Consider the following 21,571-nt stretch of genomic DNA (forward strand, 5'->3'; position numbering starts at 1 on the left):
TTAATAATCTATAACAATAAAAAGAATAACTATTTATAAATAAATATGTTAGCTCGTCCCTAATCCCACACTTTTGGGAATGGTAACCATAGCCGCTCTCTGGATTGGCATCTAACTATCGCGTTCATTTGTATCCCGGATTTTGTACCAGTTTCGGGTTCACATCCATATCATTTTGCGGGATGGGCAACAATACATGATGCGGTAGGATCAGCGCATTACGGTTGAAACTGTTTTCGGCCTTTACCGCCTCTATTAATCTGCCCGTGCGGACCAGGTCGTAACGGCGGCTGTTTTCAAAAGTGAGCTCAAGCCGCCTTTCCAGCCAAACTGCTTCCTTAAATGCCTGGTAGGTCAGTGCTGACAACGGGGTAAGCCCTGCCCGGGTACGCACTTTATTCAGCGCAGCGTAAGCCTCGGCATTGGGCCCGTCATTACTTTCATTGAGTGCTTCCGCATACATCAATAGTACATCCGCGTAGCGCAATACCGGTCTGCTGGTACCTTCCCCTCCATTGGTTTTAGCCGTTTTGTCCCAGAATTTCTGAAAAGAAACCGCCTTGGTAAAGTCGGGGTCGGAAATCGAAAGCGTAGTAGTTACATTGTTGTAGACGAAAGAGGTAATGAAAGTGACTGCCTTTCTTTTGTCATTGCTTGTGTAGGAATTGTAAAGGCTTTCGGTGGGCCTGGCAATCCCGGCCCCGCCTCCCGGGTATATCTGCGCCGAGCGCACGCCGAAGCCCCGGCCAAGGCCGTGCCCCCGTACGTCGGTCAGATATTGTACCTCAAAAATATTCTCTTTACCACCACGGGCAGTCAATGCAAAGGCATCCGCAAATTCAGCATAAAGATCATAGATGTCCAAGTCGATTACCTCTTTGGCCTTGGCTGCGGCCATGGCCCAAAAAGGAGATGCCTTCTTGGCTCCTGCCCTATACAGATATACCCTGGCCAGTATGCCCTTGGCAGCTCCCTGTGTTGCCCTGCCTGATTCGCCTGCCGGGTAAGTCTTAGGCAAAATACTATCAGCTTCCTTTAAATCAGCCTCGATAAGCTCGTAAACCTGCTCAACGGGTGAGCGCGCAATTTCAAGACCTTCCAAGGAAGCGGTTTCCTTTGTTACTATGGGTACCTCCCCGTAATACTGGACCAAAGTAAAGTAATGCAACGCCCTTAAAAATTTGGCTTCGGCCATGTAACGTTTTTTCAAATCCTCGTCCATCGTAATGCCCGGAAGACGTTCAATGACAATGTTGGACCGGTTTATACCCGAGTACGCCCCAGCATAAGCCGTAATCAGCGAGTTGGAAGGGGTGATGTCGTAACGCCAGAGCAACGGTCTGTCGGCAGCGCCGGTCAGGAATGGCACTGCATCGTCGGATGTGGTAATGTCTAGATTAGGGTCAGGATTGCTGATGACCGCGTAGCAAGCACCTAGAGCGGCCTTGGCATCCTCGGCCGTTTTGTAATACGTGACATTGGTCAGGTTGGTGACAGGCGACAAGTCCAGCTTGCTTTCGCACGCATACAATAAAATGGCCATTGCAGGTAGTACTTTATAAATCTTCATAATAAATGACAGGTTTAAAATTCAAGATTTATGCCAGCCAAAATAGTTTTGGCCGCCGGGTAAGCGCCGTAGTCAAGCCCCTGGCTCAATGACGAACTTCCGTACCGGTTTACTTCGGGGTCTAACCCGGAATACCTAGTGAAAGTCATGTAATTCTGTAAGGTGACATATACTTTTGCAGAGCCGACAGAAACACGGTTAAGCCATGATTTGGGAAGGTTGTAGCCGAACGAAATATTTTTGAGACGCAGGTAAGAACCATTTTCGATGTGCAGGCTCGACAGCAAGCGAGAACCTCCCGCGGCGTTTGCCCTTGGGACAGAATTGCTGGGATTTGTCGGCGTCCATCTCTGCAATGCTTTGGCAGACTGGTTATTCCCACCGGTCATATTCAGAAGGTCAAATGTGCCATAGTTCAGTATTTCGTTCCCATAGCTTCCCTGAAGGAAGAAATTAAGATCAAAACCTTTGAAGGATAATGTGTTGTTGAAACCACCGAAAAAATCGGGATTGGAGTTACCGATAATGTCCCTGTCCAAATCACTGATGGCGCCGTCTCCATTGAGATCCCTATAACGAAGGTCTCCCGGCCTGGCACTTTTTTGCGAAGAAGCGTCCACCTCTCCCTGGTTTTGGAAAATACCATCCGTTACCAACCCGAAAAAGTCTCCCAGGGGACTTCCGACATGCAAAAGGATCGGGTTCTGGGAAGTGTTGTGAATGGTCGCATCACCACCGGCCCTGAACTCCTGGCGTCCGTCCAAGGTAAGAATCTTGTTTTTGTTAAAGGTTACATTGAATTCTGAAGACCACCTGAACCCTCCTTTATCGACATTGATGGTATTGAAGGAGAATTCAAATCCTGAATTTCGGACGCTGCCAATATTTTTCAATGTTGAGGAAAATCCTGATGAAGTGGGCACGCCCACATTGAAAAGTAAGTCGGAAGTATTTTTGATATAGTAATCGGCCGAAAGCTGGATGCGGTTATTGAAGAGGCTGATGTCAAACCCCGCGTCAAATTGTGCGTTTTTCTCCCAGCGAAGGTCAGGATTGGCAATACCCGCAGTGGCCGAGCCTGTGTAAAGCGTGCCTCCGAGCACGTAAGGTGTGGAGATGATGTTGGCCAGGTAGCGGTAATTGCCAATATCCTGGTTACCGGACAGGCCATAGCTTACCCTGAGCTTCGCATCTGAAACCGCGCTGATGTTTTTCACCCATTTTTCATTGGCAATTTTCCAGGCTAGGGCGCCGGATGGAAAAATACCAAATTTGCGGTCCGGGCCAAACCGGGAAGAACCATCCCGTCTTGCCGTAAAAGTCGCCAGAAAGCGGTCGTCAAAGCCGTAGTTGACACGTGCAATGTAAGAAATCAGGCTCCATTCACTGGCTCCCGTACTGGGTGCCACCAAAGTAGATCCCGCACCCAGGTTATTGTATTCTGCAAAATCATCTGAAAAGGTATTCGCCCTGGCAGTCACAGATTCGACATACAGGCCCTGTATGGTGTAGCCCAGCAGTGCACTTAAACTGTGCCGCGGACTTAGTTGCCTGCTGTAATGGAGTGTATTTTCATTAAGCCAGTTAAGGTCCTGCGAGTTGGATACCACCCCGCTTCCTCCCAGGCTTGCCCCTGCAATGGCCTGCCGGGTTATGTAGTTGTTGGCTTTGTCGATGATCAGGTCTGCCCCAAAACTGGTCCTGAAATCCAGGCCTTCTATAATTTTGTAATCAATGTATGAATTGGCCAGAATGCGGATCGTAGTCGCCTTGTTTTTGAATTCATTGGCCAGCGCCAAAGGATTATCCACCGCCAGGCCGTTCAGGGTGCCTTGGTTCTTAAAGTATGAACCGTCCGCGCTCCATATTGGAAACGTGGGAGAATAGCTCAGTGCCGAGCTGATAATACCGCCGCCTGCATTGCCATCTACTTCGGTACGGGCATTGCTTCCGGTCGTGTAAGCGCCCTGCATACTCAGGCCTACTTTGATTTTAGAGTTAAGATCGTTGTCCAGGTTGGCCCGGAGCGTGTATCTTTTGAAACTGGAATTTAAAATGATACCATCCTGACCAAAATAGCCAAACGAAATGGCATATCGGGATTTTTCGGTTCCGCCCGACACGGATAGCTGGTGGCTCTGGATCGGCGCGTTGCGCATAACAGCTTCCTGCCAGTTGGTCCCTTCACCCAAAGTAGCAGGCAATGGTTTGTCCGCACTGCTGCCGTCAAAATAAGGTTTGCCACCATTGTTGACCTGGGCTTCGTTGACCAGTTCGGCAAACTGCCGGGCATTGAGCAAATCAATCGTATTACGCACCGATTGACTTCCATAATAACCATCATAACTGATGCCTGTTTTTCCTGCTTTGCCTCTTTTGGTCGTAACGAGTATAACTCCGTTCGCGCCACGCGAGCCGTAAATGGCAGTTGCTGAGGCATCCTTCAAAATTTCGATGGATTCAACATCATCTGTATTGATGCTGTTGAGGTTACCTGTTGGAAATCCGTCGATCACATATAACGGGTCATTACCTGCGTTTACAGAGCCTGAGCCGCGGATGCGGATCGTGGAGCTTCCGCCCGGACGCGCCGAATTGGATACTACCTGCACACCGGCGGCACGCCCTTGCATCGCCCGGTCCAGGGACGCAATCGGCGTAGCTTTAATGTTCGCCTCGCTCACCTTGGCAACCGAGCCGGTCAGGTCACTTTTCTTTACACTCCCGTAACCCACAACGACGACTTCCTCCAATGCTTTGGTATCCTGTTTCAAAACGATGTCAATAAGCGTCCGGCCGCCCACCCTCACTTCTTGCGGCAAGTAGCCGACGAAGGAAAATACGATCTGGACATTTGCATGGGGTACGTCCAGGGAATATTTGCCGTCCGTGTCGGTAATCGTTCCTTGCTGGGTTCCCTTCATGATTACGCTGACGCCAGGCAGCGGGTCACCCTTTTCATCGGAAACTATTCCCTTCAAATGGATGTCAACGGAGGCTTTTGATGTTTCCGTTTGTTCGATGGATGGCTGTGCGAGGTTGGGATGTTGATGCTCCACGTTGACCGGAGATAGGATGCTTTCATTTTTAATGTTTCTCGCCTGTGGTTTCTCGCCGGGTCTTCCCGTGCTTTCTTGCTCAAAGATCACGTAAGAGTTTTTACCAAAACGTTCGTATTTCAAAGATAACGGAGCAAGTATACGTCTAAGCTTTTTATCCAGGTTTTCATTTCCATTGAGCAGTTTGGTATTGACAACCTTATCCTTCATCAGGCGGTCGTTGAACTCAAAATTGACGTCATAATTTTTGCTAAGCTTGTCGAGTGCATCACTCAGGGAAATGCTCGTGGGCGACTTGCCTTCTTCCTGTTCATTTTTTTGAACAAAGTTGGCTGCGAGCGTCTGTCCGTGTGTTGGTTTGGTCATTCCGCAGAGGTAGTCCACCAGCAAGAGAAAAACAACGATATGTAATTTTCTATACATTTTGCTATTGAGATTTGAGTTATCGGATTTCTTTTGAACCCTAGATCGAACCGGTTAGCGACCTGTTTATTTCAAATGGTATTCGTTCCCGACCTGGCTGACTTGCAAAGGGTACATCTTTTCAAGTTTTTCAAACAGGACTTCTGATGAATCAGTTGGGAATGATCCGGTGAAGGTTTCAGCCCCGAGGGCAGCATTATCGATGATGACCTTCATATCGTAGAGGTCCTCCATCATTTCGGCGATTTCCTTCAGTGATTTTTTTCTAAAAACGATTACCCTGTTTTTCCAGGAAGAATAATCTTCAACGGCGACTTTTTCTTTATGAAGGTGAGGTTTCTTCTCAGAATGCGCAACTGCTTCGCCGGGCCTAAGAAGCACATTGTTTGCGTTATTGTGTTGGTCAACCACTTTCACCTGGCCATGCTCAAGTGTTACATTCACTCGCCCACGGCGATTGTTGACGTTGAATGCAGTCCCTAAAACCTGAATCGAAAGATGGTTTGCATGAACCGTAAAAGGTTGCTTTTTACCATTTACTACGCGTTTGCTAACTTCAAAATAGGCTTCTCCGTCAATCCATATCTCTCTGTTTTTACTGAGAAAATCCCTGGCATATCGCAGTTTTGAATTCGCATTCAGTGTGATCACAGATCCATCAGCCAGCGTTATTTTGCTGATCTGTCCAAATGAAGTCTGCTTTTCACTCATTCGGAATTTGGTCAGAAGAATGCCTGCGGAAGCTAAAATGAAAACCAGACTGGCCGCAGCGAGCCATATTTTACGTCTGGCAATGAAAGGTAATTCCTCCGTTTCTACCGCTGGTATCAGTTCCTGCTTGATCGTTTCCCACATTTGAAATCTTTCCTGATCGGTCCATTTTTCGGAAAAATCAATATGGCAGGCTATCCGTACCGCTTGTTGTATGACGATCCTTTTATCAGGATTTTCTTGAATCCAGCTTTTCCAGAAAGTGTCCGTTTTATTGTCAGGAGCAAGCACCCATTGCTGGAAAAATTCGTCGGCCAGGAAGTCTTCAATTGTAAAATTTTTGTAATCCATCTTCAAATCGGACAAAAATAAAATTGAATATTTAAACTAGTGCTAAAGAACAGATACAGCCCGCTTTGTAACCCTTGAAAAATTGAAAAATTTCAAATTATAGTACATTAAACTTTAAGGAGTTGATAATCAGTGTGGAAAGCATCGGCTAGCGGCCATAGTGGAAAATACGGCACCACAGCCCCCCATTCCGTGGTGAATTGAGCACCAGCCACAATTCGCAGCCTTTGGGGCAACTTTCTGGTGAGAAGAAAGGTAGAATGGTCAATCTAGTCCGAAATGATCTGGTCAGCCCAAATTGAAATCAGTTCGTTAGTATCCCCTTAATCTCCAATGTAGAGTAGCGATAAACGGAATCCCTGACGGTTTTTCTGTCATTTAGTATTCAAGTCAGCCTAACTAGATAATGCTGCCTCGTCCGTAAACTAACAAACCCTGATTTTTGGGTAAAATATAACCCTTTCTGTTTATCTTGATATTGGTATTAGCCTCATTTGACCGTGCAGGCGATACCGCATTTCGGCTATTTGCCTGTCCTGCTCCTTACGACACGGATGAAAATCCGCGTTGACCTGAATGCACTTCCCTTAAAGTATTATCATTCTTTCAAAACGGTAGCACCATGAAATATCTGACTTTACTAGCACTTATTTTGTCAGTTGCACGCGCCTTCGCAGGGATTTTTGATCACAAAATAGCAATCGAAGGAGAGTCTTCCGTTTACAGCGTCGTCAATGGAAGATATTCCTTTTATGAAACAGGGCCGGATCGTTACACCGAATTTCGTGCCAATCGCACATACGGAGAATACCTGTCCCCACAAAAGATCAAATGGGACGTATCAAGTGGCCGGTGGGAGCTCAGGACATACAGAAACATTGGCGGCGCCATTTCTGAACAAGTTATGGCGATTTCCCGACATGCAAGCCGGTTGCTTATCGAGTCTGGTATAACTTACAAATTTCCTCCTCTCACCGGATGGACTTGCTCCCCTGTGCCAAATCCGTTAACCGCCTACATTCCAATCCAACTTACAAGTATCAGAAGTTATAAATATCAATATTGGGACGATCCTGCTGCCTGGTCTACCGGGTCTATACCTCGTAAATACGACGATGTGATTATCAATGGCTTTGTCCTCATAAGGTCGAATGCTTATTGCTATCAGCTTTTTGTTGGAAGGGATTTTCTGCTCCGGTCCGAAGGGGCTGTAACGCTAAATGTGCTGGGCGATTTGGAGATTGTTCCGTGGGGGCGATTGAGCGTTCATGGCATTCGTTTCTGCGGAATGTCCCGCCAGTCACTTAAGGCAATCGCAGGGGGTGATCTCGTCTACAACCGCACCAATTTCGAGAATGTGGCTGTTGACAATCCCGCCGGGGTGGAATTATATACGGGCAGTTCGTTTCATTTTGAAGAGAGGAGCGGTCCGACCGAGTGCACTTTCAGGTTTGTGAAGGGAAACTTGTTTGCGAGATCCTATTCGATGGTCTTCGTTGAAAGAATTATGGGAGCTAGCAATCAGAATTTTTTTGTTTTAGAGGATAGCCCGACCCTCCTAAGTATTTTGGATACACGCCCCGATTTCAGCAGAACGTTTCCAGTAGGACCTACCCAGCACCTGTATACGCCTGCTACATTGACCAGTATTGAATCACCATTCAGGGGCGGCCGCGTTTCGGTTGGCGTTAACCGGGTGGCTGACAGCGGGACCGCGCCTGGAAGGGTCAACGTTGAATATCAATTGCCTGCCGGGCGATGGAACGTTTCGCTCGGTTGGGAACCGGCGGCTGAGTCATCGGGCTATCTTGCGGGCCTACCTGTTCAAATGAAGATGTGGCGTGGGGCATGGGAGCCTGTCGGTGATGCTGAAATTCCTTGGGGAGTATATCGGGACGGTCGTTATTTCTATTCTATTTATGAACCGGCAATTGTTTTGGACGCTGGAACCAGGTTTGGTTTGTTCCAGACAGCGACCACAGCGACCACAGCGAAAATGTCAGCAATGGCGACCGATGACAAACCCAATCAGTTCAAGTCGACTAAACCATTTCCCAATCCGGCCGATAAAGGTGGTTTCAGGGTTTGGATTCCTAATGGAAAAACGGCAATGACCCTCACAGATAAGATGGGGATAAATGTCGAGATGAATGCCACCGCCGAAGCAGGTGGTATGATCCTGATCAAACCGTCCGAACAACTTCAAAAAGGCATCTACCTTCTCAACATCGAGCAGGCAGGCCAGCGCAAGACACACAGGATTTATTTCCATTAGGTTGATAGGTTAATGAAGCCTTACCCTAAATGTAGGCTTCCCATTTTTAGAGGAGCTGTGATTTAGACTTCGTTGTTGATTGCAATGGTTAATTCTTCTTTTTTCATAGCACTTTCTTTCAGCTGTATGCGCTTTTGATTTGGTGTTAGTCCCTTCAATGATCTGTGCGGATGCTTGACGGTAGAAGTTATCAGCCGGAACATTCTCTGAAAGTTGATGAATAATCGTTCCTGTTGAATCTTTTTTCCTTGCATGTACTGAAATTAACCAAAGCCGTGGTTTTAATCAATACTTCTAAATCCTTGACTGGATCGTACAACATGGAAATTCCTCAAAGTGGGTTTAATCCCGATGAGTTGTGCAACAGTCACCAATTACGGAGGGTTTGTAAGAAAAATTTTGAAGACACTACGGGAGAATGCAATGAAGTATTTCAGTATGCGCTACTAGAAGCTTTTTTCCTAATTTTGAAAGCCGAACAAAGGGTCTGGGCACCAGGGTGAGAGCTAGCACCGGTTTTCGGTAGATCGATTTGAAATCCCTAGATTGCATTGTATCAATCGGATGTGCCAGTCAACATAAATCTAATTCAGAAATGAAATTGATATCTTGCCTATTTTGCGTTGGACTAATGTTTGTCGCTGTCGATGCATTTGCTCAATCCGGCGCAGGGAGTAATGACAAGCAATATCTAGTCGGCTGGTTTGTCAGCAACGAAGAAACGAAGGCCGATATCGACACTTCCATAAGGGTACGTGAGCATAGCGTAGCGCAAATCCGCGACTTACTTTCAAAAATGGAGATGGTTGACCAGCTGTATCGGGATAGCTTAATGAGTGTGCCTGGCACAGATAAACGTTACTTGGGTTATGTTTCAAAGCTGATAGTAAATGACAAAGCCAACCAGGCGATTTTGACAAAGATTATAGCGCATATGGGCTGGCCAAAATTAAGCGTGGTTGGAAAGGAAGGAGTCAATGCTGCATGGATGATAGTATGGCATGCGAACAGGCCATATCAGGACCAATATTTCCCATTAATAAAAAAAGCATATCACTCCGGCGAAATTCCTGACGATCATTTCAGGACATTGGAAAAGGAACTCTCGAAAGCACCTTGAAATTGGTGATGCTGTGTGCTTAGATATGATTTTTTGAAAGAGACTCTCTTCCAACGTTACAACAAGCGTAGGTGTCTTTTTGGAAAACAAAGTCTGAGCGTATGAAGAGCCCTGCATTTAACAAATTGCCTTACCTCGTTTTGCTACTGGGTTTGTATGCCTGTCGCGATGCGCGGCCAGAGGAGAAAGCTGCATACATTGGCAGAGCAGATCCGTTGTTTTGTGGTTGGTGCGGTGGATGGTTTGTGACGGTTGATTCAATTACATACCGGGCGAATGTTTCCGAGCCGTATAAGGGAGGGAATCAGGACGTGTGGATACGTTTTGAAAAAGATGAGAGCGACGGAGCGAAAAAACAAGGAAACTGGATCACCATATCCTCGATTCGTCCCAGATAAAATCACCAGACCATGACAGTTCGAAAATTTTTACGCGCGCCATTTCTACTGCCGGTACTCATGGTGGTAGTAGCTTCAAGTTGCCACGGGGACAAAGATCCTGATCCCAGCTGTCACGAGCAGCCCCGAAATGACTCAGGATGTTAATATTTACCACCCGGTTCGTGGTTGCAACGGCAAAACATATGGCAACGAATGTGAAGCGCTCGCCCATGGAATTACTTCTTATCAAAACGGTGAATGTTCAGGATCCAAGTGATGATACTTGCTATTATCCAATGCTTGCATAGAAGATCATAGTTGAAATATTTTTGACAAATAGCTAGTCAATGAGCAACATCTTACGATTTGCATTAATGCCGGCTTGCCCTAGCTGTAAAGAGGATGCGCCGGAACCGCTTAATTGCCCGGATATTTACAGGCCGGTTTGCGGGTCGGACGGAAAGACATACGGGAATATTTGTGAAGCCCAGTATCATGGCATCATGTCCTATACCAACGGAGAATGCTTGTAGCCTGTATTTTCTGTAAAAGCATATTTCACTTACTTTGCTGCAAACCTACCCGCAAGTCCCAGTGATCAACTATGACAACGTCCAGCGCCAATTCGCCAGCGATGGCTTTTTTGTAATCAATGAGATTTTTACTGGTGACGAAGTTGAAATGTTGCTGCAAACCATTTCCAATGCCGATGCCAGCAATGATACATTTCGTCAGAATGGCGACCTGTTCGCAATCAGGCAGTTTGTAAAAGAAATTCCGCAGATTCAACATCAGATTATTTCTTATCACAAAGCCGGTTTGAAGAAAAATGGAATCAGTTACTGAGAACCTGTTGAAGGAACATGTGATAGGGCAAAACTTCAATTTTCCCTTTTGTTGGGATCATTTTCTTCCATACCCAATTGTAATGGTCAATCACCTGGCGTGCGTTCATATTTGGTCTGTTTCCAGTGGTATGACCGTCTTCGATGACTGTGATGTTATAATCCTTGGAAACTGCTGACTGAATCGTGGATTCAACACAGAAATCTGTGGCGCAGCCTGTAATGACCAATTCGTTAATGGCTAACAGGCCGAGCTTCTTTTGGAGTTCGGAGCGATAGAATACGTCATTGGCATATTTGTCAATGCGGATATCATCGGTATCAATTTTCAGATCGTCCAGCAATTCCCACTCCGTAGTAAAGGGCACGAATTCGTTCATTGCGCTACCATCATGCTGAATAAATAACACGGGCCACGATTTCGCACGAAAAGCCGCAGTGAGCGAATTAATAATTTGCACGACGCCTTCCGTGTTATAACGAGGCGTGGCTTCTGTAAAAGAGCCCTTTTGCATGTCAATTATCAGGAGCGCTTTTCTGCTGATCATCTCGGTTGGTTTTAAGTAAGGTTATGAGCTGGTTCTATTCAGGACTTCCAGAGTAAATCAATCAATTTTCTCCATTCGAAGTAATCGGAAAGCTCCCCATTCATCAAAATAATCAGACCCTTTTTTGAAAACGGGTCGTAAAGCATGTAGGTGGATATACCGGGGCCATGCCCGCTATGGCTGTACGCGGGTGTCTCCGTGTTAAGCAAATACATAAACCAGGTGTGAAACCCCAGGGTCATGTCCTTTGGCGTCAGGCTTTGCACTGACCTGGCTTCAATTACACGCTTACCATCATACGTTCCGTCGTTTGACCAGCAGGCAAGAAACTTCGCCAGATCACTTACCGTGCAGCGGAGCTGACCTGCGGGATAATCTGGATATTTGCCTTGGGGTAGTTTTTGATACTGGCCAAGTGAGTCTGAATACTGATAAGGTACTGCCAGTCGGTATGGTTCGAGCGTTTCTAAAAACCAACTGGTATGATGCATTTCAAGCGGAGCAAATAGATGCGTTTTGCAGTACTGATCGAATGGCATCTTCGCAATCCGTTCGACAAGATAACCTAGCAATGCAAAATCGATATTGGAATATTCGAACCTGCTACCCGGTTCGGCGCCGGCAAAATTCTTGTTTGCGTGATAGTGCTTGCCACCGGCAGATAGATAGTCTGCAAGAAATGTTCCCAATGGGATGTCGGCTCCCTTATATTGATTCTCCCAAAATGGGAGCAGGTAGTCCATATTATCGGCTATTGAGGAGCGATGCCGTAACAGTTGCCTGAACGTGATCGGAGCAGCTGGAAACGATGGATTGACAACTTGAAACGGAAGGTACCGGTTAATGTCATCATCCAGCTTGAAGTATCCCTTTGCTTCGAGTTGCATAACCGCCGCGGCCGTTACTGTCTTAGAAATAGAGGCTATGTGAAAAACGGTTGAATCCGACACCGGTATTTTTTGCTCCATGTTTTGGAAGCCGTAATAGCGTGTCCAGGAAATCTTGCCATTTTCAACCTTTGCTGCGGCAAGGCCTGGAACATGCAGGTCTTTCAACTTCCCGATAATCAACGAATCAACCTTTGATGTCTGAGCATGAGCTAATCCAGCCAATAAGGAAAGTGCAACTAACAGCAAAGGACATTTCATAAACTGCGGAATGAATGATACTTGAATGTGAGCCGAAGTTAACAATGCGATCAGTGCAAACGAAAGTTACAAAGCAAAAAATGACGGTTGCAAGCCTGCACTCCGTCATCCGGCTTTTTAGCTGGCCACACGGCAGCCAGCCGCGCCTTAAACCGCCGGATGGGCTTACAACCAAGGGGAGGAGCCCCGTCATTTTTCTTCGATCGATAGGCAGCGATTGCCCTGAGTACAAAGCTGGGGCGGCCCCGCCGGGCCAAAGCAACTTAAATGCCTTTCAATCATGAGAAATCTCGAAAATGCTCCTAAAGTCTATGCGGGAACCTATGGTCAGTATAACAGTGGTTCGCCTTCCGGAAAGTGGTTTGACCTGCCAAAATTCTAACGGAATTACCTCAACATCGCCACCTGAACAGTTGAAGCCTTCCATGGGATTGGAAGGTATGTACTTCTTTTTTGACTCCAATTTTGACGATCTGGCGTGGCGTACTCATTTCACCTCTTTCCTCGCTGTAACTTCCGCTAGTGGTTTAGCGATGTGTAGCGTCAGGTATCCTCAGCAAAGGCGTCAGGGTTGAATTAAAGCGCACAGGCTTATCAAGTAAGCCGCATTTCAAATTTTCTCGCTTCAAGAAATAATACAAAATGTAAATATCAGTTACTTAGTAAACTATCATATTCTATGTTGAAACGGTATATACTCATCATACTTGTGGCACTATCCGACACTGGCTGCAAACTCATAGACAATGTTGTCCCGAAGGTGGAAGAATTTAGCTACGAACTTAATGCCCAGAAGGACACCTCATTTGTTATAAGAAGCAAAGGGCCAAAAACGCAGGCATCCTTTACAATCCAAGGCGAAATCAGCGAACAGGCAAAATTAATTTGGGATAGCATGCCTCTTGATACAATAAAATATTCGTCACCGTTACCAGTAGCTACGAGAGAAATTGTAATTAATGCCGGGACTGTGGATACTACCAACACGCAGGAAAATTACAGCGGACTATTGTATGTTAAATACATGCCAAGCAACGGTTCAACATCAGGGATTTTGAAAGTGAAGGTAAAAATGTAAGTGGGAGCATAGCTACTTGCTTAATGCTAGTTCGTGACGAATTATTGATAGGTGATACGCTTATGCTTGATTGACCTCTTTATAAAACTAACAGGGTCTGTCTTGAAAAATCGTCAGATATTTCATCCGTTGGAAATTCCGGTGAAACAGGTTCAGCACCACTTTGGGGGATACGTCCATTTCGTGTCAACACCCGCAGTCGTAATAAATCAAATTTTGCTTTGCCATACATCGTTCGTTTGATTTTTACTTGCCCTTCCATTTGACCACTACTCCACTCGAATGATACAATTCCTTCAAATGCTTCTGGAAGCATGTTTTGGATATGAGTAGACTTCCCTGCATCGTTCGGACCTGAGATTACCAGCAAGGTGGGTTCAGAATAATTCATACTCCTTTCTGACGCGATCTGCTTCCGAACTAGGTTGCTTTGGCTTGGTTTACCAATGATTCGATTGATTGCCAATCCTCTTTTTCGAAACGCTCCGACGAGAATACCGATTCTAAGATTTCTTCTCGGAGCGTTATGTAAAGTGCATGCGAACTTATTCAGCAAAAAGAAATCTTCCATTTCAAAACTATCAGCTGCATAGTCCGGATACGCGGATATGAAAACACAAACGGGGATCTTCATCATTTTGCTGTGGAATTCCAGGCCATTCAACTCAGGCATATCGATGTCACTGAGCATCACATCAACCGGCATTTGATTCACCGAAGAAAGTGCCTGCGTGGCCGACGAGAAAACTCCGGCAACATTCAGAAATGGATATTTTTCGCATATGACAGTGTCGTAAGACGGTCAATTTTGTCATCGTCGACAAAGATGCAGGATAGCTGCGGCCCAGACATTGTTAGAAGGCGAGTTTTCAGGCTAAAGATAATGAAAACCTGTTGTTCATCTATTTAAAATGCAGTTGAGCGATTCGTTGCGATTTGTGAATTCGGGATCTTATAGTTTTGACATGTCACAAAAAGATCACTAACAATAAAGACTTAAATGAAAAATCTCACATTTATCTTTTTGATAGCATCGGGAGCTTTCACAACGTATGGACAATCTCCGGTGGGTAACTGGAAAATGCTCTCACACATGGCCACCTATGAGGGGAAAGCCTTTGACTCACATGCCGCCTTGCTTAGTCAGCGTCCCTGCGCATCCAAAATCGTATATCGGATTACCTCAGACGGTAATTACCGCCTTGATGCTTCCGCTTCGGGCTGCGATGCCAGTTATGTCAATATCCAGCAGAGACTTTACTCAAAAAACGTGTGGAAAATAGATGGCTCAAAAATATTTATCGGCGGGAAGGAGGGCATCGGACATACGTATACCCTGACATTCTCCGGAAACAAGATGATCTGGAAAAGCGAGTACGGCGAGGTGATCACCTATCAGAAACTTTGATTCAGAACAAAAACGCAACGACGTACTATGAAAAAGCTACTATTTCTCGCATTACTGACTGGTTTCTTTGCATGTTCAAAGTCAGGCACTGATCCGGATGGTTCAGGCGACCCTGATCCCGAACCGATTGGGGAACAAACGGGCCCTGGCAAAGGAGAACCGGGAATCGTGGGCATGTCGGGCATTGAGGCCTGGGACAAACTTACCTCAGCGGAAAGAAACCGGGTAAAAGGATGGAACGCCATATTCATGCACCAGTCGGTCGGTGGTGACCTGGAAGACGGGGCCGAAGCCAACGGATTCAAGTTTGAATATTTCGATCTAGCCTCTGCGCCAAAAGGTCCGTCTGGAAACGTGTTCAGCGTGTCTAATGGTGATCCAATGGGTAAGATGGCAGAGTTCAAAAAGAATGTAATCGCCCACCAGGCGAGTGTCAAGATTGCCATTTTCAAATTCGGGTACGCAGACATCAGCGATACCAACAAGGAGGATATAAAAACAGCATACAAAAAGATGATAGACGAACTGCGTACACAGGTTACCGGTATCCGTTTCGTCCATATCACTCCGCCGCTCATTTACATCGTAACAAGGGACGACGGCAATGCAGCCAAAATGAATGTCGCCCAGTGGATGAAAGACACTTTTAAGGACAAGGATGTAATCTACGAATTACAGCAGATCGAATCAAACAACGGCACCTGCAAGTTGGGCAATGTGCTCAGGATCTGTGACGAAAACCGGTCTACGGCAGGTTGTTCCAGCAAAAATCAGGGCGTGGACGCAGCAGAAGGGCAGGGACACCTTTGTGAAAAAGCCGCGGTGCGAATCAGCAAGGCATTTTTAATGAGTATTTACAATGCAGGTAAATAAAATGAACATGAAAAAGCTACTCTCTTATCTGATACTTTCCGGAATAGTTTTCCTGAACATGGGCGCCGGGTGCGGCGATAAAAGTGAAGATCCTGCACCTGATGAAAAATATATTAAGCTCCTTGTCGGCGGACGTTGGGATGTGTATAAAACCTATTCTGAATCGGAAAGTGACAAAGTAACCCTTACCATTAAAGACGGGGCTCTGGGCTATAAGTTCTATGCCGACGGGACTATGGATGGCTGCCACAAACAAACCTGTGCGAAACAGGGCCGATGGAGCTATAAGGTTAAGAACGCGGCTGCGGGAACCGGGGAGTTAACGTTCTTCAACGACAATAAGGACATAGCCTCCGTGTACGGTGAGAAAACTGTCGGGCACTTGGAAATAATTGACGATAACGAATTTGGCTGGGTGATTACCGGTAATCCATACGTTGGAAGCTCTGACTATAAAGTACTAAGATGGTGGATGAAAAGAAAGCCATGATGCAATATTGCTGTTAGTGCAATTTTACCTGTAAATCAAGCGGTAACAACATTCTGCCTACTAATCCGATTACATTTTAAAACCAACATCATGAAAACCTTAGCCAAGGCGTATGGAAGATCCATGTCCATAGCTGCCATTTTATGCGTGATTATCTTTACCGCCGGCCTATTTTCCTGCTCCAAAAGCAACGAGCCCATAGCGGAAAATCCGCTGGAAAATAGCTATTGGTATGGCCGGTTCCATTATTCCTCGGGCACGCTGGAACGTGTCATGTGCCTGTACCTGAAAGAAAGTGATCGCTTTGAATGGCATGACGCCTCAGGCATGTATACCGGTAGCTGGAAGCTAACCGATGGTAAGCTGACTATCATTTTTGATCTCAACAAACACGAAACAACGTTTATTGTTTCTGACAAAAAACTGACAGGCCAAGCGAACGTGAATCACAACGACTGGGCCATTCTGGAACTTAGCAAGATTGAAAAGTACCCCGTAAAACTGAGTGATTCAAAGTGGTTCGACCCTTACTCCTGGCTGCTCACATTTACCAACGACCGCCTGGTGTTTTATTATGCGGGAATACCGACCGTCATCGGCGGTGGTGGGAATTACACACTCAACGGCCCAATTCTGACAATCAGCAATGGGAACTTCGAAGGCAAGGATAGTGCAGGTCTGTTCGGCGTGTTCAGAGATGAAAGCCTGATGGCCGCCAATATCATGTCGGCACCGGGGCTGGGAAGTGTCCCGACTCGCATCAGCGCCGCTGCCTCATTTGCCAGGCAATAATTTGTTTTAACCCGATATCAACCAAACCATGAAATACCTGGGACGTTTATTTTTTTGGGTGTTGTTTCTACCCCTGTTGGCTTGCCAGAAGCAAGAGGTTGCTACCGACGAGTGCAATGCCGCCCCCACTGCCTGCGGATGCCCCGAAGCACCGGCGAGTTGCGAAACTGAAATTAAAAACCCCGGAGCATTGAGCGGCAAGGTTTACGTCTCCCCTTCGGGCAACGACAACAACGACGGTAGCGAAAGCAAACCATTTAAAACCATCCAAAAAGCTGCCGACAGCGCCGACCCTTCAAAGGGAATTGAAATCATTTTGCGAGACGGAACCTACGAAAGCAGGGAAATAAAATTTCGCACATCCAATGTGTACATGCATTCCTTTCCGGGGGAGTGGGCCGTGATCAGGGCAGTTACCAACGTGGAAGACATTGCCAGTTGCATCTGGTTCCGAGAACCCGGCACAGCCAATGTAACTCTTGAGAATCTGGAAATTACAGGGGGATTCTACTACGGCATCAAGTTTGAAAGCGACTGGGACGATGACCGGAGCGTTTCGTATGCCAACAAAAAAGGGATATCCAATGTCAGGATACTAAGTTGTAAAATTCACGATACAGGTCGCGATTGTATCAAGATCACCCCCGGTTGCAAGGATATCCAGATTCTTAACTGCGAAATTTATAAATCGGGTGTTGGTCCAGCGAACATAGAGGCCCAAAATGCCGAAGGTATTGACAATGTAAATGCTGACCGGATGGTTGTCAAAAACTGCTATTTCCACGACATTGCCACCAATGCACTTTATGCCAAAGGGGGAGCAAAGGATTGCGTTTTTGAGCAAAACCTGATCATGAATTGTGGCGAGGGCGGTCTGCTTGCAGGCTACCTGGATACAGACAGCGAGTGGTTCAATACAACGACTAATCCAAATTATTACGAAAGCATCGACATCATCATCCGAAACAATATCGTAGTCAATACCAAACGCGAAGGCATTGGGTTATATGCCGCCTCCGGAGCGCAGGTTTACAACAATACGATTGTCAATGCGGCCACCGATGAAGGTAGTTCTGCGCTGATCATCTCCCGGGGTGAAATTTACGGTACCCCGGGCGGCGACCGGCACCCAGTTTGCAAAGACCTGAAAATAGCAAACAACATCTTTATCCAGTCTGCGTCTGCGAAGGGCTCCATGGCCCGGCTTCGTCTTAAGCCAACCGGAACCAACGATATTGGGAATAACTTCTATTACCGGCAAGGGGGCCTTACTTATCGGATCGACAGAGGCGAGGATGATTACGAAGAATTTGAGGGTTTTTCACTCTGGAAATCTAAATCCGGCTTCGACTCCAATAGCTCCAACGTTGATCCTAGGCTAAATACACAGTATCATTTGTCCGGCGGCAGTCCGTGTATCGGAAAGGGCAAATCGCTGGGGAATCTCGTGGAAAAGGATTATGACGGAGCCGACAGAGGGAGTATACTGGATATCGGTGCGGATCAGCTGAATAACGGCAATGCCTTGACAATCCCTCCAACCGCACTACCTGTCGGAACAAAAGGTACGGGTGGGAACTAAACCCGTTAAATGTCTTGATGGTCAACATAATACCAATTAATATCACCGTACTCCAATAAAAACTAGTGTGCACGTACAAACACCTTTGGCAAGCATAGCCTACAAGAGGTGACCGGTTCGAGACCGTTTAGCTCCACCAATATTTTCATTTATTTATTTGTTGAGGCAGGTACTAACAAGCAACGTATTCGGGTTTCGTGTATAATCCTGTGCACCAGCTTTATAGGGGCCGTAAGGCGTTTTGCAAAGGGAGCCCAGCAGCAAATTATTGTCTGAAAATCGGGACACTTACATATCAGTCTTTGGACGATCACGCCATCCAGCGCGTCTAGAAGCCTGGGGGCCGGGTTTGGCGGCTGACTTCGGGAGGATATGACTCAAAATTACAAGGCAAAAGATTCAGAACTGGCCCGAGCGAAAAGATCGGAAATGAGGAGGGCAGGTTAAGAATGTTGATGTCAGGAAAAGAAAAATACCCAATGTCGCGCTCCCCGTGATGCTCGTTCCTGTCGTAGCTAAATGTCCATCCAGCTCGCCTTCGAGCACCTTCTCATACCTCGCTTTTGCAACTGCCAAGGGACTCATTTAGCGCATCACGGCTTTTGAACTGTTCTTAAAAATCATCGGCTAACAGATCCTCTCGTCTATAAGCTGTGTTTTTGTTAAAAAAAATCGAGATCATTAACCTCGATTCTTCACTTACACAGTTTTTGAGATAGCGTCTTTACAAATCGCCCTTATCCAAAAATACGCCACTGCCGTTCATTTTCACTGGTCCGTAATAAAGACCGTGATCGGCTTTGATTTTAAATTTTTCCTTCAATTTTTGTTGTAGTTCAACCGGTTGTTTGTTTCCGTTGACAACCAGTTCATCTTCGCTGAGGCCGAACCATTCCAGATCTGTCGGTTTGGAAATTACCTTTTCCTGTACCAGCTCCGAGATTACGCCTCTGACGCGCTCCTGATCGGCAGAAATATCGGCTGGCTCTGGCATTTTTTTTACTCTTGCAGCCCTGTGGACATCAGGACTCGATTTACTGGGTTTGTATTCCCACTTTCCATCCATTCCCTTCTCTTTTGCCCAAACAGCCTGATCCGTCTTAGAACCCTGCTCGAAGTCAGCCTTGGAAAATGCTTTGTCCTTCTTGAATTTTTTATCCTCTTTCCACTCCTTGTCTTTTTGTTTCTCGAATTTGGGATGCTTTTGATTGTCCTTATCTTTTTTGAATTCTTTCTGGCGATTTTTATCGATCTTGAATTCTTTGCGAACTTCCCTTCCACCTTTACCATTCCAATCCCGGCCCTCGCCTTTTTCGAGCTTCTTTTTTTCGTAGGCAAAATCACCCGACTTTTCAAATTTAGATTTAGCGGAGTCCGTGTCCTTGCTGAATTTAGCCCTGTCCCAGTCCTTGCTTTTTAACTCCCTGATTTCCATTTCCTTTCGGGAGTAATTATGTGCCCTTTCCATGGAGGCACGCTTGCTTTCACGTGCCGCGTAATACGACTTATCGATTTCTGCCAGGAGTTTTTCGTATTGCCCCAGCTCGCTTTCCGGAATCTGAGCGTTATTTACTTTAAGGGAGACCACCTTGCCGTTTTCGATTTTCACGCGATACATATTATCCTTATCGTCACGTACTTCCATGTCGCGGTTGGCAGGGTCTTCATTGGTATAAAAAAACCTGAAACTTTGAAACTTCCAGCTCGTATCAACTGGGATTTCCTCTAAAATATCCTGTGCAACACCAACATTCCCAGACCTTTCAGTCAAACGCTCTTTTCCGTTAAAACCTTCTTGTTTTGTGGATGTATGTTCCTGCGAAACAACCTGAGTCACTTCATGGCGCTTGACCTTTTGAGATGCAACAGCTTTAAGCAGCGGCTCCGGATTTGGGATGTAGGAAAAGGCCGAAACAATCAGCAGTCCTGCAAGCAAAACGATTTTTTCCATCTTGTTCAGTCGTTTATTTTCATGGTTGATAATTCTCTTTAAACGGTTTACCAATTGATTGCTGCCAAGCCCGAGAACCAGATCAGACCTCGCTGGTTGCTGGGAATGGAAGGCAAGCAAAGCTTCCAGGTAGTTGCTTTTGACGGTTGTATTGGTAAGTACAATATCGTCGCAACAAGTTTCTCTCTCTTCCTTTATCAGAGAAGACAACCAAAGCAATCCCGGATTAAAAAAGAAGACCGTTTCCAGCAAACTCTGTAAAAGGTTGACCAGATAATCTCTTCGCTTTATGTGAGCCAGTTCATGGATGAGTATGGTCTCAATCTGTTCGGCAGGAAGTTGAAAAATCAGACCAATGGGAATCAGAATTACTGGTTTGAAGTGTCCGACCGTGACCGGGACCTTTACCAACTCAGATTGCAGTAGGCTGATTGATTGGTAGATACCAAGTTTTTGAGTGTAATTCCCCATTCTCTCCTTCCATTCTCTGCTAACCTGGTGCACTTTGTAAAAGCGTATCCGGTGCACATAGAACAGTCCGCTGATCAATCCCAGGCTTTTGAGCGCAAAACAAAGAAACCAAACCGTAAATATCCACCCCGCGTTTTGGTTGATAAAGGCGTTCAGATGAACCAGGACGTCGATGTCCCTGCGGACAAATGCACTCTCGGATGACGAAAAAACGGTTAACGTTATACGATCCGGAATGCTGGTGACCATATTCACCCGATCAAACGATCCGCTTTCCTGATAAAAAACAAAACCGGTAATCAGGACAAAAATGATCAAACAACCACACAGCAAATGGTAGCGAAGATGTGAAGACGATTTTTGAGCACAAACGAGAATTGCACCGGCCAACACAGCAGCAATTAGACCAATCCATAATGAATGGATCAGCGTCCAGCAGATGACCCGGATGTGTTCATCTTCAAAAATTCCTGGAAGCAGGGATGCATTCATGTTT

Annotated in this window: 19 protein-coding genes; 12 read left to right on the plus strand and 7 right to left on the minus strand. The window is 46.1% G+C overall.

Going from position 1 to position 21,571, the window contains the following annotated elements:
• Window positions 1-124 precede the first annotated feature (124 nt).
• The 3 genes from IEY24_RS00900 to IEY24_RS00910 form a co-directional block, all read right to left on the minus strand.
• Window positions 125-1,570, minus strand: coding sequence for a RagB/SusD family nutrient uptake outer membrane protein (locus tag IEY24_RS00900; RefSeq protein ID WP_188927747.1), 1,446 nt, complete (start codon window positions 1,568-1,570; stop codon window positions 125-127).
• Window positions 1,571-1,584: 14 nt separating this feature from the next.
• Entirely contained in the window at window positions 1,585-5,052 is a 3,468-nt protein-coding gene (locus IEY24_RS00905) for a SusC/RagA family TonB-linked outer membrane protein (RefSeq protein ID WP_229221096.1), read from the minus strand.
• 66 nt (window positions 5,053-5,118) lie between these two features.
• Window positions 5,119-5,907 (minus strand): FecR family protein, encoded by a 789-nt coding sequence (locus IEY24_RS00910; protein WP_188927749.1) that lies wholly within the window; start codon window positions 5,905-5,907, stop codon window positions 5,119-5,121.
• A gap of 829 nt (window positions 5,908-6,736) precedes the next feature.
• Between IEY24_RS00910 and IEY24_RS00915 the strand changes: the two genes are divergently transcribed.
• The 5 genes from IEY24_RS00915 to IEY24_RS00935 all read left to right on the plus strand — a co-directional run bounded on the left by IEY24_RS00915 (window position 6,737) and on the right by IEY24_RS00935 (window position 10,735).
• Window positions 6,737-8,389, plus strand: a complete 1,653-nt coding sequence (locus IEY24_RS00915; protein ID WP_188927751.1) for a T9SS type A sorting domain-containing protein — start codon at window positions 6,737-6,739, stop codon at window positions 8,387-8,389.
• Between the two features lie 595 nt (window positions 8,390-8,984).
• Window positions 8,985-9,509, plus strand: a complete 525-nt coding sequence (locus IEY24_RS00920; RefSeq protein WP_188927753.1) for a DUF6624 domain-containing protein — start codon at window positions 8,985-8,987, stop codon at window positions 9,507-9,509.
• A gap of 101 nt (window positions 9,510-9,610) precedes the next feature.
• Window positions 9,611-9,907, plus strand: a complete 297-nt coding sequence (locus IEY24_RS00925) for a hypothetical protein (protein WP_188927755.1) — start codon at window positions 9,611-9,613, stop codon at window positions 9,905-9,907.
• Window positions 9,908-10,263: 356 nt separating this feature from the next.
• The gene (locus IEY24_RS32915) at window positions 10,264-10,422 is read left to right on the plus strand and encodes a Kazal-type serine protease inhibitor family protein (protein ID WP_262892345.1); all 159 of its coding nucleotides are present in this window, start codon (window positions 10,264-10,266) and stop codon (window positions 10,420-10,422) included.
• A gap of 34 nt (window positions 10,423-10,456) precedes the next feature.
• Entirely contained in the window at window positions 10,457-10,735 is a 279-nt protein-coding gene (locus IEY24_RS00935; protein WP_188927759.1) for a hypothetical protein, read from the plus strand.
• Here IEY24_RS00935 and IEY24_RS00940 read toward each other — a convergent pair.
• Both IEY24_RS00940 and IEY24_RS00945 read right to left on the minus strand, forming a co-directional pair.
• Window positions 10,725-11,282: an isochorismatase family protein gene (locus tag IEY24_RS00940; RefSeq protein ID WP_188927766.1), complete on the minus strand. Its 558-nt coding sequence runs from the start codon at window positions 11,280-11,282 to the stop codon at window positions 10,725-10,727. The two genes, IEY24_RS00935 and IEY24_RS00940, sit on opposite strands and share 11 nt — an antisense overlap.
• A gap of 38 nt (window positions 11,283-11,320) precedes the next feature.
• Complete coding sequence (locus IEY24_RS00945) at window positions 11,321-12,475, minus strand: serine hydrolase domain-containing protein (protein WP_229221098.1); 1,155 nt, start codon at window positions 12,473-12,475, stop codon at window positions 11,321-11,323.
• Between the two features lie 235 nt (window positions 12,476-12,710).
• Between IEY24_RS00945 and IEY24_RS00950 the strand changes: the two genes are divergently transcribed.
• Together IEY24_RS00950 and IEY24_RS00955 are read left to right on the plus strand one after the other, a co-directional pair.
• Entirely contained in the window at window positions 12,711-12,812 is a 102-nt protein-coding gene (locus IEY24_RS00950) for an antirestriction protein ArdA (protein WP_229221100.1), read from the plus strand.
• 297 nt (window positions 12,813-13,109) lie between these two features.
• On the plus strand, window positions 13,110-13,508 hold the full coding sequence (locus IEY24_RS00955; protein WP_188927771.1) for a hypothetical protein: 399 nt from the start codon (window positions 13,110-13,112) through the stop codon (window positions 13,506-13,508).
• Window positions 13,509-13,587: 79 nt separating this feature from the next.
• Here the strand turns inward: IEY24_RS00955 and IEY24_RS33215 are convergent, their stop codons facing one another.
• Window positions 13,588-14,292, minus strand: coding sequence for a LytR/AlgR family response regulator transcription factor (locus IEY24_RS33215; protein ID WP_438821068.1), 705 nt, complete (start codon window positions 14,290-14,292; stop codon window positions 13,588-13,590).
• A gap of 216 nt (window positions 14,293-14,508) precedes the next feature.
• On the opposite strand from IEY24_RS33215, the gene IEY24_RS00965 reads away from it, so the two are divergent.
• From IEY24_RS00965 to IEY24_RS00985, 5 genes are all read left to right on the plus strand, one after another.
• Window positions 14,509-14,916: a hypothetical protein gene (locus IEY24_RS00965; RefSeq protein WP_188927772.1), complete on the plus strand. Its 408-nt coding sequence runs from the start codon at window positions 14,509-14,511 to the stop codon at window positions 14,914-14,916.
• A gap of 27 nt (window positions 14,917-14,943) precedes the next feature.
• Complete coding sequence (locus tag IEY24_RS00970) at window positions 14,944-15,789, plus strand: SGNH/GDSL hydrolase family protein (RefSeq protein ID WP_188927774.1); 846 nt, start codon at window positions 14,944-14,946, stop codon at window positions 15,787-15,789.
• A gap of 7 nt (window positions 15,790-15,796) precedes the next feature.
• Window positions 15,797-16,279 carry a hypothetical protein gene (locus IEY24_RS00975; protein ID WP_188927776.1) on the plus strand — a complete coding sequence of 161 codons (483 nt, stop codon included), beginning with the start codon at window positions 15,797-15,799 and terminating at the stop codon, window positions 16,277-16,279.
• A 90-nt stretch (window positions 16,280-16,369) separates the two neighbouring features.
• Complete coding sequence (locus IEY24_RS00980; RefSeq protein WP_188927778.1) at window positions 16,370-17,071, plus strand: hypothetical protein; 702 nt, start codon at window positions 16,370-16,372, stop codon at window positions 17,069-17,071.
• Between the two features lie 28 nt (window positions 17,072-17,099).
• The gene (locus IEY24_RS00985) at window positions 17,100-18,653 is read left to right on the plus strand and encodes a right-handed parallel beta-helix repeat-containing protein (protein ID WP_188927780.1); all 1,554 of its coding nucleotides are present in this window, start codon (window positions 17,100-17,102) and stop codon (window positions 18,651-18,653) included.
• A gap of 724 nt (window positions 18,654-19,377) precedes the next feature.
• Here the strand turns inward: IEY24_RS00985 and IEY24_RS00990 are convergent.
• The gene (locus IEY24_RS00990; protein WP_188927782.1) at window positions 19,378-21,567 is read right to left on the minus strand and encodes a M56 family metallopeptidase; all 2,190 of its coding nucleotides are present in this window, start codon (window positions 21,565-21,567) and stop codon (window positions 19,378-19,380) included.
• Between the last annotated feature and the right edge of the window lie 4 nt (window positions 21,568-21,571).

The organism is Dyadobacter endophyticus, from assembly GCF_014641595.1.
In the GTDB taxonomy this organism is placed as follows: domain Bacteria; phylum Bacteroidota; class Bacteroidia; order Cytophagales; family Spirosomataceae; genus Dyadobacter; species Dyadobacter endophyticus.

What these genes read in the sequence shown, in the direction of transcription:
- IEY24_RS00900 (WP_188927747.1), bottom strand. Translation starts at nt 1,570, where the DNA reads ATGAAGATTTATAAAGTACTACCTGCAATGGCCATTTTATTGTATGCG.
- IEY24_RS00905 (WP_229221096.1), bottom strand. Translation starts at nt 5,052, where the DNA reads ATGTATAGAAAATTACATATCGTTGTTTTTCTCTTGCTGGTGGACTAC.
- IEY24_RS00910 (WP_188927749.1), bottom strand. Translation starts at nt 5,907, where the DNA reads ATGTGGGAAACGATCAAGCAGGAACTGATACCAGCGGTAGAAACGGAG.
- IEY24_RS00915 (WP_188927751.1), top strand. Translation starts at nt 6,737, where the DNA reads ATGAAATATCTGACTTTACTAGCACTTATTTTGTCAGTTGCACGCGCC.
- IEY24_RS00920 (WP_188927753.1), top strand. Translation starts at nt 8,985, where the DNA reads ATGAAATTGATATCTTGCCTATTTTGCGTTGGACTAATGTTTGTCGCT.
- IEY24_RS00925 (WP_188927755.1), top strand. Translation starts at nt 9,611, where the DNA reads ATGAAGAGCCCTGCATTTAACAAATTGCCTTACCTCGTTTTGCTACTG.
- IEY24_RS32915 (WP_262892345.1), top strand. Translation starts at nt 10,264, where the DNA reads ATGCCGGCTTGCCCTAGCTGTAAAGAGGATGCGCCGGAACCGCTTAAT.
- IEY24_RS00940 (WP_188927766.1), bottom strand. Translation starts at nt 11,282, where the DNA reads ATGATCAGCAGAAAAGCGCTCCTGATAATTGACATGCAAAAGGGCTCT.
- IEY24_RS00950 (WP_229221100.1), top strand. Translation starts at nt 12,711, where the DNA reads ATGAGAAATCTCGAAAATGCTCCTAAAGTCTATGCGGGAACCTATGGT.
- IEY24_RS00955 (WP_188927771.1), top strand. Translation starts at nt 13,110, where the DNA reads ATGTTGAAACGGTATATACTCATCATACTTGTGGCACTATCCGACACT.
- IEY24_RS00965 (WP_188927772.1), top strand. Translation starts at nt 14,509, where the DNA reads ATGAAAAATCTCACATTTATCTTTTTGATAGCATCGGGAGCTTTCACA.
- IEY24_RS00970 (WP_188927774.1), top strand. Translation starts at nt 14,944, where the DNA reads ATGAAAAAGCTACTATTTCTCGCATTACTGACTGGTTTCTTTGCATGT.
- IEY24_RS00975 (WP_188927776.1), top strand. Translation starts at nt 15,797, where the DNA reads ATGAAAAAGCTACTCTCTTATCTGATACTTTCCGGAATAGTTTTCCTG.
- IEY24_RS00980 (WP_188927778.1), top strand. Translation starts at nt 16,370, where the DNA reads ATGAAAACCTTAGCCAAGGCGTATGGAAGATCCATGTCCATAGCTGCC.
- IEY24_RS00985 (WP_188927780.1), top strand. Translation starts at nt 17,100, where the DNA reads ATGAAATACCTGGGACGTTTATTTTTTTGGGTGTTGTTTCTACCCCTG.
- IEY24_RS00990 (WP_188927782.1), bottom strand. Translation starts at nt 21,567, where the DNA reads ATGAATGCATCCCTGCTTCCAGGAATTTTTGAAGATGAACACATCCGG.